Origin of the sequence: Micromonospora sp. DT43, assembly GCF_049841645.1 — a bacterium.
Taxonomy (GTDB): Bacteria; Actinomycetota; Actinomycetes; order Mycobacteriales; family Micromonosporaceae; genus Micromonospora.
The window spans coordinates 176,262-191,523 of record NZ_JBNCKR010000009.1; the positions used below are offsets into that span (position 1 = coordinate 176,262).

Consider the following 15,262-nt stretch of genomic DNA (forward strand, 5'->3'; position numbering starts at 1 on the left):
CCCCGGTCAGGTCCCGTCGCCTCCACCGGAGCCGCCGCCACCGACGCCGGCGCCTCCGGCGGTGCCGCCCAGGCCGTAGCCGGGCTTGATCGGCTCGTCGGGGTGGCGGCTGACATGGGCGGACCCGCTGATGTTCGCGGACCAGTCGGCGTGCGCGGCGGCCGCGGCGTGCCTGTTGATCGCCTGACGTATCCAGCCGTCCACCGTGGCGACCCAGTCCCGCTGCCCGGCGTCCGCGTGCCAGATCCGGAACCGGCTGATGCTCTGGTGGGTGATCCCGGCCAGCGACAACCGGCGGTCCAGCCAGACGATCACCTCCAGGCCCGCCGAGTTCGTCACGAAGATCAGCTCCAGCTCGGTGATCGGGCCGGCGTAGAGCGGGCCCACCCAGTAGCCCCACCGCTGGTGCAGCGGCAGGGTGTGCTCCACCCCCGGCAGCCCGCCCTCCTGCAACCCGGCCTGGCGGATCAGGAAGCCCAGCGTGGCCAGCGCCGCCAGCACATGCTGCTGGGTGGGGATCGGGTGCACGAGGACCGGCACCATGGCCCCCTGGTCCAGATCCGGGTCGACGGACACCTCGGTCCGCAGGCCCATCCGCAGACTCAGCAACGGCACCCCGCCGAACGTGGTCAACGGCGTCTCCCACGGCAGCGGCAGCGCGAAGTCGACAGCGCGCCGACGCCCCGCCGGCACGACGAACCGCCCGGCGATGGGCACCTGGTGAAACTGCACGAGCCGCCGGGGTGCGGCCGGGTCGTCCGGCTCGACGGTGGTGACCAGGCCGAGCCGGATGTGGCGTACGAGCACGTCGTCCGGCCCGGCGGCGAGGATCACCCGCCCCGGCAGACGCAGACCCGGACGGGTGCTCGGGTTCGGCAGCGTGGTCCGCACGGACAGCCCGGTCCCACCGGACTCCCGAGACACCCCCGTCAACCGCACCGCGCGCCCCCTCGCGGACGAGGCCCCGCCGGCCCCGGACCAGCCGCGCCTACCCCGTCGAGGTCACCTCACGCCCGCCGCCCCGACCGAAAGCCGACCCGCCGACGTACGCCTCACCGCAACCGCCGCCCGCGCGGCACCGTGTCGGTCTCGTCGTCGAACTCGCCGATGACCTCCTCCAGCAGGTCCTCCAGTGCGACGAAGCCGATCGGGCGGGCCGGACCACCGCCGTTGCGGACCAGCGCGAGCTGGGACTGCCGGGCGCGCATCGCGGCCACCGCCTCGGTGACCGAGGACGTCGCCGGCAGGGTGAACGCCTGCGTCATCAGCTCCCCGGCGGTGGCGGCGCGGCCGGTGGTGACCACCCGCACCGCCTCCCGGACGTGCACCAGGCCGCAGACGTCACCAGCGGTGTCCAGGACCGCCATCCGCGACCGGCCGCTGTCCCGGCTGACCTGCTCGATCCGCTCGGCCGGGTCGTCGCGCCGGACGGTGACCATGGTGGCGAACGGTTCCATCACCTGCGCCACCGACGTGCCCTGCAACTCCAGCATGCTGGTGAGCAGTTGGTGCTGCTCGGCGCCGAGCAGGCCGTGCTCACGGGACTGCTCCAGCAGCATCCGCAGCTCGTCCGGGCCGTGCACCTGGGCCAGCTGATCCTGCTGGTTGACCCCGACGAGGCGCAGGACCGCGTTGGCAAGCGCGTTCAACGCCGACAGCACCGGCCGGGACACCCGGGCGAAGGCCCGGAACGGCAGCGCGAGCAGCGTCGCCGAGCGTTCGGCGTCGGTGATCGCCCACGACTTCGGCGCCATCTCCCCCACCACCAGGTGCAGGAAGGTCACCAGACCGAGGGCGAACACCAGGGCGACCACGTGGCTGGCCGCGTCGGGCAGCCCCACCCCGTGCAGCAACGGGCTGATCAGGTGCTCGATCGCCGGCTCGGCCAACGCGCCGAGCCCCAGGGTGCACAGTGTGATGCCCAACTGCGCCCCGGCCAGCATCAGCGACAGCTCGCGGACACCGTCCAGCGCCGCGCGGGCCGCCCGGCCGCCGCTGGCCGCAGCCTGCTCCAGCCGGTACCGCTTGCTGGCCACCAGGGCGAACTCGGCGGCCACGAAGAACCCGTTCAGCGCCAGCAGGATCCCCGAGCTGAACAGCGCGATGCCGGGGCTCACGCGGACACCCCCGGCGTGCTCAGTTGCAGCCGTACCGAGTCGGCGACGTGGCGGTCCACGGCGAGCACCTCGACCAGGGCCCGCGGTTCCTCCTCGCCGTCGTCGACCCCGACACCCTCGGGCAGCAGGCTGATCTCCAGGCGGTCGCCGACCTCCGGCACACGGCCCAGCTCACGCATGACCAACCCGGACAGCGTGTCGTACTCCGGGGCCTCGGGCAGCGCGATGCCTGTGCTGTCGGCGACCTCGTCGATCCGCCAGCGGGCCGGCACCACCCAGGAACCGTCCTCCTGCCGGGCGGGCGCGCGCTCCGGCGGGTCGTCCTCGTCCCGGATCGGGCCTACCAACTCCTCCGCGATGTCCTCAAGCGTGATGACGCCCGCGAAGCCGCCGTACTCGTCCACCACGCAGGCCATCTGCCGGTGCCCGGACCGCAGGCGGTCCAGCACCGTGGGCAGGGGCAGAGTCTCCGGTACGAGCAGCGGCGGCCCCGCCACCGCGCTCACCGGGGTGGTGGCCCGCTCCCCCGGGGGTACGCCGAGCACGTCGGCGATCCCGACGATGCCGATCAGGTCGTCGACGCCCTCCGCGCCGCGCACCGGAAAGCGGGAGTGGCCGGTGTCCAGCAGCTCGACCACGCGGCTGACCGGCTCGTGCGCCCGGACGGTGTGCACGTCGACGCGCGGCACCATGGCCTCGCCTGCGATCAGCTCACGGAAGTCGAGCCCCCGGTCGAGCAGCGTGGACATCTCGGCGTCCAGGCTGCCCTCCTCGCGGGACTCGGCGATGATCTGTTCCAGGTCGGCCGGAGTGGCGCCGCTGGGCAGCTCCTCGATCGGCTCGATGCCGACCCGGCGCAGCAGGCGTACCGACGCGCGGTCGAAGAGCCGGATCACCGGCCCGGCCACGGCCAGGTAGAGGAGGGTGGACCGGCTCAGCGCCCGGGCGAGCGGCACGGCGCGGGCGATGGCGAGGTTCTTCGGGGCCAGCTCGCCGAGGACCATCTGGACGACTGTGGCGATGACCAGGGCCAGCGCCACCGACAGCGGCAGGCTTACCGACTCGCGGAGGCCGGCCACGCCGAACAGGTCGGCGAGGCCGCCACCGAGGTACGGCTCGGCGACGTAGCCGACCAGCAGGGCGGTGACGGTGATGCCGAGTTGCGCGCCGGAGAGCACGAAGGAGAGCCGGCTGGTGACGGTGAGGGCCCGGGCGGCGGCCTGGTCGCCGTCGTCGGCGAGCTGGCGCAGCTTGCCCCGGTCCACGGCGACATAGCCGAACTCCTGCGCCACGAAGTAACCGGTGGCGGCGGTGAGCACGATGATCAAGAGAAGGCCGACGACGATCAGCACCTGTCGCTCAGGGCTCCCGTGGTCGTCGGGACGGGGATATGCCGGGCACGACCCGGCTGGCTACTGCTGCCCTCCTGGGCAGAAGAGTCGATCATGCTGTCATTTTATCGGTGCTGGCTGGGACTCCGCTGAGGGTGGGCCGAAGGCGTCGATCGTCCGGTTCACCCCGGCTGGGCGCGGCCCTCGCCGGATCCGCCGCCCGTCGGGCGCTCGGCCAGTTCGTCGGCGTCGAGCAGGCTCCGGTCGAGCCGGCCGGACCGGTACGCGGCCCGGCCGATCATCTGCGCCGCGACCGGCGCGGTGGCCAACTGGAAGACCGCCACCAGCAGGATCATGCCGAGGTCGGCCGGGGACCGCAGCCGCAGCGCGATACCGAGCAGCAGCAGGAGCACTCCCAGCACCTGGGGCTTGGTACCCGCGTGCATGCGGGACAGGGCGTCCGGAAAGCGCAGCACCCCGATCCCGGCGCACAGGGCGAGCAGAGCGCCGGCCAGCAGGCAGGCCGCGCCGAGCCAGTCGGCGACCACCCCGATCACGCCTGCTCCCGGACGGCGAAGCGGACCAGCGACACCGAGCCGACGAAGCCGAGCAGCGAGAGCACCACAAGCACGGGCAGCGTGGTGGCGTGCCGGTTGACAGCGGCCTCCGCGCCCACCGCGCTGACCATGGTGGCGAGCAGCATGTCCGCGGCGATCACCCGGTCCAGCAGCGACGGACCCCGGTAGAGCCGGACCAGCGCGAGTAACGCGGTCACCGTCAGCAGCGCGGTGAGAACGACGCCCAGGAAAGTGATCATGAGGTTCCCTTCTCGACCGTGTCGGGCTCGACGCGGCGCAGTTCGGCGGCACTGCCCACCGCCCGGACGATCCGTCGCTCGACGTCGAGGGTGCGTTCGCGGGCGCGGGCCAGGTCCCCCGGCCCGTGGGTGTCCAGCACGTGCAGGTAGAGCGTGGCCGACTCCCGGTCCACCTCGAGGATCAGCGTGCCCGGCACCAGCGAGACCGCCTCGGCGGTGAGTGCCAGGTTCAGGTCGGTGGGAACCCGCAGCGGCACGGCGATGATCGCCCCGCGCGGGCGGTAGCCGGGTTGCACGGCGATCCGGGCGATGTGCAGGCTCGCGCTGACGAGTTCGACGGCGAACCGGCCCGCGAACGCCACCAGCGCACCGGGCCGCAGCCGGCCGCCGAAGCTGACCGCCGGCAGCGGGAAGAACAGCAGGACCGCGCCGCCCACCAGCAGGCCGCCGATGATGTTGGCGGGGGTGATCGCACCCCAGAGCAGGTTCCAGACGAGCACCAGCCAGCCGAGCGCCAACGCCTGGTCCCGTCGACGCCCGAACCGGCCCCGCATCGGTGGGGCGGCGTCCGCCGGGGGCGTCGCGCGCGGGCCGGTCACGGCACGACTCCGGGCAGGACGGCCCGCATGTACGGGGTACGCGAGAGCAGGTCGGTGGCCGCGTCGGCGGTGACGTCGAAGAGCGGACCGGCCAGCACGGTGAGCGTCAACCCGAATGCGACAAGGGCGCAGGTGGCACCGACCATCAGGGTGGGCAGCCGGACGGCGGGCTCGCTGGTGGCGATCCGGGGTGCTCGCCAGAACGCGATGTTCCACACCCGGGAGGCCACGTACAGGGTGAGCAGGCTTGTCAGCGTGCCGGCCGCCACGAGCGTCGCGGGCAGCGCCCCGCCGGCTGCCACACCGGCCTGGAGCAGGCCGAGCTTTCCGAGGAACCCGGAGAACGGCGGCACGCCGGCGAGGTTCATCGCCGGCACGAAGAAGAGGACGCCGAGCAGGGGCGCCATTCGGGCCAGCCCGCCGAGACGGCGCAGGTCGGTACTGCCGGCCCGCTCCTCGACGAGGCCGGCCACCAGGAACAGCGTGGTCTGGATGGTGATGTGGTGCACCACGTAGAAGATCGCGCCGGCGAGTCCGGCGGCGGTGCTCAACGCCACCCCGAAGATCATGTAGCCGATGTGGCTGACCAGTGTGAACGAGAAGAGCCGCTTCATGTCCGACTGCGCCACCGCGCCGAGGATCCCGACCACCATGGTCAGCCCGGCGACGACCATGAGCAGACCGTCGACCTGGCCACCCGGAAACAGCAACGTCTCGGTACGGATGATCGCGTACACGCCGACCTTGGTGAGCAGCCCCGCGAACACGGCGGTGACCGGGGCCGGGGCCGTGGGATAGCTGTCCGGCAGCCAGGCCGACAGCGGGAAGACCGCCGCCTTGATCGCGAACGCGAGCAGCAGCGTCAGTTGCAGGGTCAACCGGACGTTGTCCGGCAGGTCGTCGAGGCGCTGGGCGAGTTGCGCCAGGTTGAGCGTGCCGGTGGCCGCGTACACCAGCCCCACCGCGGCCAGGAAGATCATCGAGGAGAGGATGCTGACCACCACGTACGTCGACCCGGTGCGGATCCGCGTCTCGGTGCCGCCCAGCGTGATCAGCACGAAGCTGGCCGCCAGCAGGATCTCGAAGCCGACGAACAGGTTGAACAGGTCGCCCGCCAGGAACGCGTTGGTGACGCCCGCGGTGAGCACCAGGTACGTCGGATGGAAGATGACCACCGGCGCGCTCTCGCTCGTCTCGCTGCGACCCTGGCCGATCGAGTAGAGCAGCACGCAGAGGGTGACCGCCGAGGACACCACAAGCATCAGCGCGGCCAACTGGTCGGCCACCAGCACGATGCCGACAGGCGGCGGCCAACCGCCGATCGCGAGCACCACCGGCCCGTGCCGGTACGCCTGGACCAGCAGCACCACCGCGACGGTGAACGTGACAGTCAGGCACAGCACGCTCACCGCACGCTGCACCCGGGGGCGGGTGGCCAGCAGCAGGGTCAGCGCCGCGCCGAGCAGCGGCACCACCACCGGCAGCGGCAGGAGCCTGCTCACGAGGATCTCCGCGAAGCCCCGGTCACCGCGGCCCGTCCCCTCTGCCGCGTCGCAGGCGGCGGCGGGCCGGCTCGGGATCGACCTGCTCCGGGTCGCCGTCCGGACCCTCCCCGCCGTGGTCGACGGCACCCGCCTCGTTGCGCCCGGCGCGGCGGATGATCTGCCGGTCCTCCAGGTCGTCGGGCACCTCGTCGTCGCCTGTGAGATACCAGCTCCGGTACGCCACGGCGAGCAGGAACGCGGTCAACCCGAACGTGATCACGATGGCGGTCAGCACCATCGCCTGCGGCAGCGGATCACTCATCCCGCCCACCGGCCCGGTGCCCACCACCGGCGCGCCACCGGATCGGCCGCCCAGCAGGATCAGCAGGTTGACGCCGTTGCCGAGCAGGATCACGCCCAGCAGGATGCGGGTGAGGCTGCGCTCCAGGAGCAGGATCACCCCGCATCCGACAAGCACCGCGACGGCGAGCACCAGCACCATCGTGGGTCGGGCGTCACTGGCCGTCACTGAACGACCTCCGTTCGCCGGGCGCTCATGTCCGCCCGCCCTTGTCGACGGCCAGGCCGCCGTCGGCCGTGTCGGTGGCCTCGATGTGCCGGTCCACCTCGGCGCCGAGGCTGCGCAGGATGTCCAGCAGCAGCCCGATCACGATGAGGTACACGCCGATGTCGAAGAAGAGCGCCGTGACGAGGTGGACGTCGCCGATCAGCGGCAGGGACAGGTCCAGCTTGGCGCTCTGCAGCACCGACCCACCGGCCAGCAGCGCCACCGCGCCGGTGCCCACCGCCAGGGCCAGTCCCGCGCCGAGGATCAGGCCGGCGCCCACCGGGGCGGCCTCGGTCAGCTCGTACCGGCCGCCGGCCAGGTAGCGGACCACGAGCGCGAGGCCGGCCACCAGACCGCCGGCGAACCCGCCGCCCGGCGCGTTGTGCCCGGAGAAGAGCAGGAACAGCGAGAACAGCGCCACGGTATGGAAGATCAGCCGGGTGACCACCTCCAGCACTATCGACCGCCGCTCCTCGTACAGCGTCGGGCCGCCCCGCAACCAGACCGGCCGGTCGGAGCGGACCGCCCGGTCGGCCGACTCCGGACGGCGCGGTCGCGGCCCGGTGCGGGACCTCTCGAAGATCAGGCTGGCCACCCCGGTCGCGGCCACCACAAGCACCGCCACCTCCCCCATCGTGTCCCAGGCCCGGATGTCGACGAGGGTCACGTTGACGACGTTGCGGCCGTACCCCTCGCTCACCGCCAGGTCCGGGAAGGCAGCGGAGATGTCCGGCGCGCGCCGGGCGCCGGCCGCGACGAGCGCGAGCCCGCCCGCCACCACGCCCATCGCCACGCCGAGGGCCCGGCGGGCCCATCGGCTGCGCCGCAGCGGACGGGCCGAGAAGCGCTCCGGCAGGCGACGCAGCACCAGCACGAACACCGCTATCGTCGCGGTCTCCACCAGGAACTGGGTGAGCGCGAGATCCGGTGCGCCGTGCAGGATGAACAGCATGGCCGTGCCGTAGCCGGTCATCCCCACCAGCAGCATCGCGGTCAGCCGTCGGCGGGCGCGGACCGCGAGCAGCGCGGCCACCGCGATCACCACCACGACCACCGGTTGCAGCGGGTTGTCCCACATCGGGAGCCGGGCCCGCCACGGTCCGGCGGCGAGCATCGCCCCACCGGGCAGCAGCACGACGGCGACCAGGATGATGCCGAGGTACTGCGGCAGGGAGCCCCGCTGGGTCGCGCCTGTCACCTCGATGGCCAGCCTGTCGAACCGGTCCACGACCCACTCGTACCCCTGGTTGCCGCCCACCGGTGAGCGGAGCCGGGCCAGCACCGGGGCGAGCGGCCCGCGCAGCGCGAAGAGCAGGCCGCCGCCGACCAGCGCCAGCACGGACAGACCGAGCGCCGCGGTCGGCCCGGGCCAGAGCGTCAGGTGCCCCTCGACCGCGCCGAGCAACTCGGCGTACGGGTGGAGCAGGCCGTCCAGCACGCCGGCGGCGGGGCCGGCGAGCAGCCCGACGACGGCGAGCACGGCCGGGGGGACCAGCATCGACGCGGCGATCGGCGCCGGCTGGACCGGTTCGACGCCCGGCCGGTCGGCGAACGCGCCCCAGAGGAAGCGGGCGCTGTACGCGACGGTGAGCACCGTCCCGGCGACAAGTCCGGTGAGGACCAGCGGGTCGTCGGTGAACGCCGCGAAGACCGCCTCCTTGGCGACGAACCCGACCAGAGGCGGTACGCCGGCCATCGACGCCGCCGCCAGCACCGCGACGCCGAACAACGGTCGGGACCAGCGCCGCAGCCCGGACAGCTCGCGCAGGTCGCGGGTGCCGGCGCCGTGGTCGATGACGCCGACGACCAGGAACAGCGCCGCCTTGAACAGGGCGTGCGCCAGCAGCATCGCCGTGCCGGCGAGCGCGGCGGCCGGGGTGCCCGCGCCGGTCACCGCGACCAGCAGGCCCAGCTGGCTGACCGTGCCGTACGCCAGCAGCAGCTTCAGATCGGTCTGCCGCAGCGCCGCCCAGCCGCCGACGAGCATGGTGGCCACGCCGGCGACGAGCACCACGGGCCGCCACGGGCCGACCGTGGCGAGCACCGGCGCGAGCAGGCCGACCAGGTAGACGCCCGCCTTGACCATGGCGGCGGCGTGCAGGTACGCGCTGACCGGGGTGGGCGCCGCCATCGCGACCGGCAGCCAGGAGCTGAACGGCAGCACGGCCGACTTGGACAGGGCCCCGGCCAGGATCAGCAGCACCGCCGTGACGAGGTAGCCGCCGCCGGGCAGCGGATGGGTGGCGATCTCCGACCAGCGGTAGGTGCCGGCGTGCTCACCCAGCAGGATGAACCCGACAAGCATGGCCAGCCCGCCGAGCGTGGTGACGGTGAGCGCCTGCGCAGCCGCCCATCGGCTGGACCGGCGTTCGGTGCTGTGCCCGATCAGCAGGTACGAGAAGATCGTCGTCAGCTCCCAGCCGACATAGAGCAGCAGCAGGTCGTCGGCGAAGACCAGCACCAGCATCGCGCCGGCGAAGGCGACCAGGACGGCGGCGAGCTGCGCCATCCCGGGAGCGCCCGGTTCGAAGTACCGGGCGCTGTAGACCAGCACCAGCGCGCCGACGCCGCCCACCAGCAGGGTCAGGAGCCAGGACAGCGTGGTGAGGCGCAGCGCGATGTCGAGGCCCAACTGCCCGATCCACGGGTACGTCTCGACCACCGCGCCGCCGTGGCCGACGGCCGGGGTGCGGGCCAGCGCCCAGCCGAACGCGGCGGCCGGCGCGAGCGCCAGCGGATAGCACGCGCGCGGACCCCACCACCGGACGAGCAGCGGCGCGGCGAGGGCCGCCACGAGGTGGAGGATGAGCAGTACCAGCACCCGCACTCCCGATCGAGGTGGCCGACGCCCGTACAGCGGTGGCGCCTAGCAGCGATCAGACGCCAGATCGCCGCCCACCGTGCGGTTTTGCCGGAATTCGCCAACGGTGGCGGGTTGTGTGCGGTGTGCCGGGTGCGGGTGCCCGGTGTCGGGTGCGCTGCCTGGGTGCGGTGGGCGTGGGCGGGGCGTGCGGTCGGCGGTCAGCGCAGCAGGGCGTCGCCCGCGGTCAGCGCGTCGTCGAGGTCGGAGCCATCGAGGTGCAGGTCCGCCAGCAGGTCGACGCGGCCGAGCTGACGGGCGACCTTCGCGACGACCCGCTCCGCGACGGCCAGCGACCGCATCGAGAGCAGCCGGCCACGGCTCTCCCGGCGAAGCACGAAATAGTGCACGGCGACCCGGACCTGCCCCCGGTCGGCGGCGCTGGCCTGGGCGGTGGAGACGACCAGCTCCCGCAGGCAGCGGGCGAGGCGTTCGGCGAGCTCCAGCTCGGGCCCGTGCAGACCGCCGCGGAGCGTGGCGAGGTGACTGTCGACCTTGCGGATCAGCACATCGGTGCCGGGCTCGACGTGTCGCGGCTCGCCGGTCATCCGATCCCCTCCACCCGGTTCGCGTTGCGGGTGAAGTTACTTTATGTTGCTCCGTACAAGCAAGCAGTTAAGTGAGACTTAACGTATTAATGACGCATCCATCGCTTTTTCCGTCCAGCTCGGCACGTTCCGCTGCGCGACGCTCGTGGTTGTCGTACCGGCGGGGCAGGATGGATCGGTGACCAGGGCAGAGGGGGGCGCGGGCGGGGTGCTCGACGGGTTCGGCCCGGCCACCCGAGCCTGGTTCGACGCCGCCTTCGCCGCGCCCACCGCCGCCCAGACGGGCGCCTGGCGGTCCGTCGCCGCCAGCCGCAACGCCCTCGTCGTGGCGCCCACCGGCTCCGGCAAGACACTCGCGGCCTTCCTCTGGTCGCTGGACCGGCTGGCCCGCGAGCCGGCGCCGGCAGAGGCACGGCAGCGGTGCCGGGTGCTCTACGTCAGCCCGCTCAAGGCCCTCGCCGTCGACGTGGAACGCAACCTGCACGCCCCACTTGCCGGCATCCGGCAGGCGGCGACCCGACTCGGTGTCGCGCCGCCGGACATCACCGTCGGCATGCGTACCGGAGACACACCTGCCGACGAGCGACGCGCCTTCGCCCGCACCCCACCGGACATCCTCATCACCACACCCGAGTCCCTGTTCCTGCTGCTCACCTCCGCCGCCCGGGACTCGCTGCGCGGCGTCCAGACGGTGATCGTCGACGAGGTGCACGCGGTGGCCGGCAGCAAGCGCGGTGCCCACCTCGCCCTCTCGCTGGAGCGCCTCGACGAGCTGCTGCCCACGCCGGCACAACGGATCGGGCTCTCCGCCACCGTCCGGCCGATCGACGCCTGCGCCCGGTTCCTCGGCGGCGCCCGGCCGGTCGACGTCGTGCAACCGGCCACGGCGAAGACCATCGAGGTCAGCGTGCAGGTCCCCGTGGAGGACATGACCCGCCTGGACGAGCAGGAGCAGCCGCCGGAGGATTCCCTCGGCGGTCCCGGGCCACGCCGCGCCTCGATCTGGCCGGCCGTCGAGGAGCGGGTCTTCACGCTCATCGGGCAGCACCGCTCCACAATCGTCTTCACCAACTCCCGCCGCAGTGCCGAGCGCCTGTGTGCCCGCCTCAACGAGCTGGCCGCCGAGCAGGTGGCCGCCGGGTCGGCCGGCAGCGCGGTCGCCGACGGCACGTCAGGCCACGGCACGCCGGATGACGGCTCGTTCGGCGACGGCTTGTCGGGCGACGGTTTGTCGGGCGACGGCGCGGTCGGCGTACCGCAGGGGTTGTCGGGGGGCGGCGGCCCGGCGTCCGGCGCGCAACGGTGGGGTGGCCCCGCCGGTCCGCTGCGCAACCGGCCACCGGCCGAGGTGATGGCCCAGTCCGGCGCGGCCGCCGGCGCCGCGCCGGTGATCGCCCGCGCGCACCACGGCAGCGTCTCGCGCGAGGAGCGCAAGCACATCGAGGAGGCGCTCAAGTCCGGCCAGCTCCCGGCGGTGGTGGCCACCTCCAGCCTGGAGCTGGGCATCGACATGGGCGCGGTCGACCTGGTGGTGCAGATCGAGGCCCCGCCGAGCGTCGCCGCCGGCCTGCAACGCGTCGGCCGGGCCGGGCACCAGGTGGGCGCGGTCTCCCGCGGGGTGGTCTTTCCCAAGCACCGTGGCGACCTGCTGTCCTGCGCGGTCGTCGCCGAGCGGATGACCGACGGGGCGATCGAGGAGCTGCACTACCCGCGCAATCCCCTCGACGTGCTTGCCCAGCAGATCGTCGCGATGGTGGCCCTGGAGCCGTGGCAGGTTGGCGACCTGGCCGTACTGGTCCGCCGGGCCGCGCCCTTCAACGAGCTGCCCGACTCCGCGCTGCACGCCGTACTGGACATGCTCTCCGGCCGCTACCCGTCCACCGCGTTCGCCGAGCTGCGTCCCCGGCTGGTCTGGGACCGGGCCAGTGACCTGCTCACCGGCCGCCCCGGCGCGCAGCGGCTGGCCGTGACCAGCGGCGGCACCATCCCCGACCGGGGCCTGTTCGGCGTCTTCCTGGCCGGCGCCGAGCGGGCCGCCCGGGTCGGCGAGCTGGACGAGGAGATGGTCTACGAGTCGCGGGTCGGCGACGTCTTCCTGCTCGGTTCCTCGTCCTGGCGCATCGAGGAGATCACTCCCGACCGGGTGCTGGTCTCCCCGGCACCCGGCCAGGCCGCCCGGATGCCGTTCTGGAAGGGCGACCAGCTGGGCCGCCCGGTGGAGCTGGGCCGGGCCATCGGCGCGCGGGTGCGTACCCTGCTGCGGTTGAGCGACGAGGCGGCGCTCACCGCGCTGCGCGACGGCGGGCTGGACGACTGGGCCGCCGCCAACCTGATGGCGTACCTGCGCGACCAGCGGGAGGCCACCCGCTCGCTGCCCGACGACCGCACCATCGTCGTCGAGCGGTTCCGCGACGAGCTGGGCGACTGGCGGTTGGCCGTGCACAGCGTCCTCGGCGCGCGGGTCAACGGGCCGTGGGCCCTCGCCGTGGGCCGCCGACTCGCCGAGCGGTACGGGGTGGACGCCCAGGTGATGCCCTCCGACGACGGGATCGTGGTGCGCCTGCCCGACACCGCCGACGAGCCGCCCGGCGCCGACGTGGTGGTCTTCGAGCCGGACGAGATCGCCCAACTGGTGGAGGAGTCGGTCGGCACCAGCGCGCTGTTCGCCGCTCGTTTCCGGGAGTGCGCCGCCCGCTCGCTGCTGCTGCCCCGCCGCGACCCGCGCCGCCGCCAGCCACTCTGGCAGCAGCGGCAACGCGCCGCGCAACTGCTCGACGTCGCCCGTGAGTACGCCGACTTCCCGGTCACCCTGGAGGCTGCCAGGGAGTGCCTCCAGGACGTCTTCGACCAGCCGGCGCTGGCCGGGCTGATGCGCGACCTGGCGGCCCGCAAGGTCCGGCTGGTCGAGGTGGAGACCAGCGCGCCGTCCCCGTTCGCCCGGTCGCTGCTCTTCGGCTACGTCGGCGCGTTCCTCTACGAGGGCGACGCCCCGCTCGCCGAGCGCCGGGCCGCCGCCCTCGCCCTGGACTCCACGCTCCTCGGGGAACTCCTCGGTCGGGTCGACCTGCGCGAGCTGCTGGATCCGGCGGTGCTCGCCGAGACCGATCGGCAGCTGCGCTGGTTGACCGAGCAACGCCGCCCGCGTGACGCGGAGGACGTGGTCGAGCTGCTGCGGGTGCTCGGCGACCTGAACGACGCCGAGTTGACCGAGCGGGGTGTGCCCGAGACGTGGCTGACCGAGCTGGAGGCCACCCGCCGGGTGCTCCGGGTCCGGATCGCCGGCGAGCAGCGCTGGGTGGGCATCGAGGACGCCGCCCGTCTGCGGGACGCGCTCGGCGTGGCGCTGCCGGTCGGTGTGGCCGATGCGTACCTGGCCCCGGTGGCCGACCCGCTTGGCGACCTGGTGGCCCGCTACGCCCGCACCCACGGGCCGTTCGCCGCGGCGAGCTGCGCGGCCCGCTTCGGGCTCGGCGTGTTCGTCGTCGAGCAGGCGCTGCGCCGCCTCGCCGCCACCGGCCGCGTCGTCTCCGGGGAGTTCACGCCGGACACGGCAGGCGCCCAGTGGTGCGACGCCGAGGTGCTGCGGATGCTGCGCCGCCGTTCGCTCGCCGCGCTGCGGCGGGAGATCGAGCCCGTGCCACCCCGGGCGCTTGCCACGTTCCTGCCCCGCTGGCAGCAGGTCGGCTCGTCCGCCCGAGGTGTGGAGGCGCTCGCCGCCACGGTGGAGCAGTTGCAGGGCGCGGCGGTGCCGGCGTCCGCGCTGGAACGGCTGGTGCTGCCCGGCCGGGTCGCCGACTACTCCCCCGCCCAGCTCGACGAGCTGTGCGCCAGCGGTGAGGTGCTCTGGGCCGGCTCGGGGGCGATCTCCGGTGGCGACGGCTGGGTCACCCTGGCGTACGCGGACGCCGCTCCGCTGCTGCTCCCGCCGCCCGACGAGGCGCTGGCGCGTACCCCGCTGCACGACGCTGTACTCGACGCGCTCGGTGACGGGCAGGCGCTGTTCTTCCGGGCACTAGCCGACCGGGTCGGCTCCACCGACGACGCCGCCCTGACCGGGGTGATCTGGGATCTGGTCTGGGCGGGGCACCTCACCAACGACACTCTCGCCCCGCTGCGGGCGGTGCTCGGCGCCGGTGGCGCGCACCGGTCCCGGCCCTCCGCGCCGCGCACCCGCTACCGGCGGCCCGGTCGGGTGGCGCTGCCCACCCGGGGCGGGCCACCGACTGTCGCCGGCCGCTGGTCCCGGCTGCCGGAGCGGGACCTCGACCCGACCCGGCGGGCCGCGGCGCTCGCGGACGTGCTGCTGGAGCGGCACGGGGTGGTCACCCGGGGCGCCGTCATGGCCGAGCAGGTGGTCGGTGGCTTCGCGGCGGTGTACCCGGTGCTGTCGGCGTTGGAGGAGCGCGGCGCGGCCCGCCGGGGCTACTTCGTCGAGGGCCTCGGCGCGGCGCAGTTCGCGGTGCCCGGCGCGGTGGACCGGCTCCGCGCGCTTGCCGACCCGGCCGACGGCGCGCGCGGCCGAAGCGGCGGGCTGACCACCGTGCTCGCGGCCACCGACCCCGCCAACCCGTACGGCGCGGCGCTGCCCTGGCCGGAACGGGTCGTCGACTCGGGTGACGGGACAGCACCCGCGACGGGGCACCGGGCCGGCCGCAAGGCGGGCGCCCTCGTGGTGCAGGTCGGCGGCGACCTGGTGCTGTACGTGGAACGCGGCGGCCGGACCCTGCTCTCCTTCACCGACGACACCGAGACCCTCGCGGCGGCCGGCAAGGCGCTCGCCGACGCCGTCCACTCCGGAGCATTGGGCGCGATGTCGGTGGAGCGGGCCGACGGCGAGGCGGTGCACTCGTCGCCGCTCAGTGAGGCGTTGACCGCCGCCGGCTTCCGAGCCACCCCGCGCGGCCTGCGCCTACGCGGCTGACCCACCCGCGCAGCATC

At 73.8% G+C, this 15,262-nt stretch carries 11 protein-coding genes; 1 reads left to right on the forward strand and 10 read right to left on the reverse strand.

Going from position 1 to position 15,262, the window contains the following annotated elements; genetic code table 11:
* Positions 1-6 precede the first annotated feature (6 nt).
* The 10 genes from ACLQ26_RS21855 to ACLQ26_RS21900 form a co-directional block, all read right to left on the reverse strand.
* Entirely contained in the window at positions 7-939 is a 933-nt protein-coding gene (locus ACLQ26_RS21855) for a sporulation protein (RefSeq protein ID WP_425746180.1), read from the reverse strand.
* A gap of 113 nt (positions 940-1,052) precedes the next feature.
* Positions 1,053-2,117 (reverse strand): hemolysin family protein, encoded by a 1,065-nt coding sequence (locus tag ACLQ26_RS21860; protein ID WP_425746181.1) that lies wholly within the window; start codon positions 2,115-2,117, stop codon positions 1,053-1,055.
* Positions 2,114-3,469 carry a hemolysin family protein gene (locus ACLQ26_RS21865; protein ID WP_425746182.1) on the reverse strand — a complete coding sequence of 452 codons (1,356 nt, stop codon included), beginning with the start codon at positions 3,467-3,469 and terminating at the stop codon, positions 2,114-2,116. Before ACLQ26_RS21865 ends, ACLQ26_RS21860 begins: the two co-directional genes overlap by 4 nt.
* A 161-nt stretch (positions 3,470-3,630) precedes the next feature.
* On the reverse strand, positions 3,631-4,002 hold the full coding sequence (gene mnhG, locus ACLQ26_RS21870) for a monovalent cation/H(+) antiporter subunit G (RefSeq protein ID WP_425746259.1): 372 nt from the start codon (positions 4,000-4,002) through the stop codon (positions 3,631-3,633).
* A complete protein-coding gene (locus tag ACLQ26_RS21875; RefSeq protein ID WP_425746183.1) occupies positions 4,002-4,265 on the reverse strand; it encodes a monovalent cation/H+ antiporter complex subunit F in 264 nt (87 codons plus the stop codon). Before ACLQ26_RS21875 ends, mnhG begins: the two co-directional genes overlap by 1 nt.
* Positions 4,262-4,864 carry a Na+/H+ antiporter subunit E gene (locus ACLQ26_RS21880; RefSeq protein WP_425746184.1) on the reverse strand — a complete coding sequence of 201 codons (603 nt, stop codon included), beginning with the start codon at positions 4,862-4,864 and terminating at the stop codon, positions 4,262-4,264. The genes ACLQ26_RS21875 and ACLQ26_RS21880 overlap by 4 nt, the downstream gene beginning before the upstream one ends.
* Complete coding sequence (locus ACLQ26_RS21885) at positions 4,861-6,366, reverse strand: Na+/H+ antiporter subunit D (protein WP_425746185.1); 1,506 nt, start codon at positions 6,364-6,366, stop codon at positions 4,861-4,863. The genes ACLQ26_RS21880 and ACLQ26_RS21885 overlap by 4 nt, the downstream gene beginning before the upstream one ends.
* A gap of 22 nt (positions 6,367-6,388) precedes the next feature.
* Positions 6,389-6,850, reverse strand: coding sequence for a Na(+)/H(+) antiporter subunit C (locus ACLQ26_RS21890; protein WP_425746260.1), 462 nt, complete (start codon positions 6,848-6,850; stop codon positions 6,389-6,391).
* Between the two features lie 52 nt (positions 6,851-6,902).
* Positions 6,903-9,737, reverse strand: coding sequence for a Na+/H+ antiporter subunit A (locus ACLQ26_RS21895; RefSeq protein ID WP_425746186.1), 2,835 nt, complete (start codon positions 9,735-9,737; stop codon positions 6,903-6,905).
* A 200-nt stretch (positions 9,738-9,937) separates the two neighbouring features.
* Positions 9,938-10,324, reverse strand: a complete 387-nt coding sequence (locus ACLQ26_RS21900) for a hypothetical protein (RefSeq protein ID WP_425746187.1) — start codon at positions 10,322-10,324, stop codon at positions 9,938-9,940.
* 178 nt (positions 10,325-10,502) lie between these two features.
* Here ACLQ26_RS21900 and ACLQ26_RS21905 point away from each other — a divergent pair, with 178 nt between their 5' ends.
* Positions 10,503-15,245, forward strand: a complete 4,743-nt coding sequence (locus tag ACLQ26_RS21905) for an Lhr family helicase (protein ID WP_425746188.1) — start codon at positions 10,503-10,505, stop codon at positions 15,243-15,245.
* Positions 15,246-15,262 lie beyond the last annotated feature (17 nt).

What these genes read in the sequence shown, in the direction of transcription:
- ACLQ26_RS21890 (WP_425746260.1), bottom strand. Translation starts at nt 6,850, where the DNA reads ATGGTGCTGGTGCTCGCCGTCGCGGTGCTTGTCGGATGCGGGGTGATC.
- ACLQ26_RS21875 (WP_425746183.1), bottom strand. Translation starts at nt 4,265, where the DNA reads ATGATCACTTTCCTGGGCGTCGTTCTCACCGCGCTGCTGACGGTGACC.
- ACLQ26_RS21900 (WP_425746187.1), bottom strand. Translation starts at nt 10,324, where the DNA reads ATGACCGGCGAGCCGCGACACGTCGAGCCCGGCACCGATGTGCTGATC.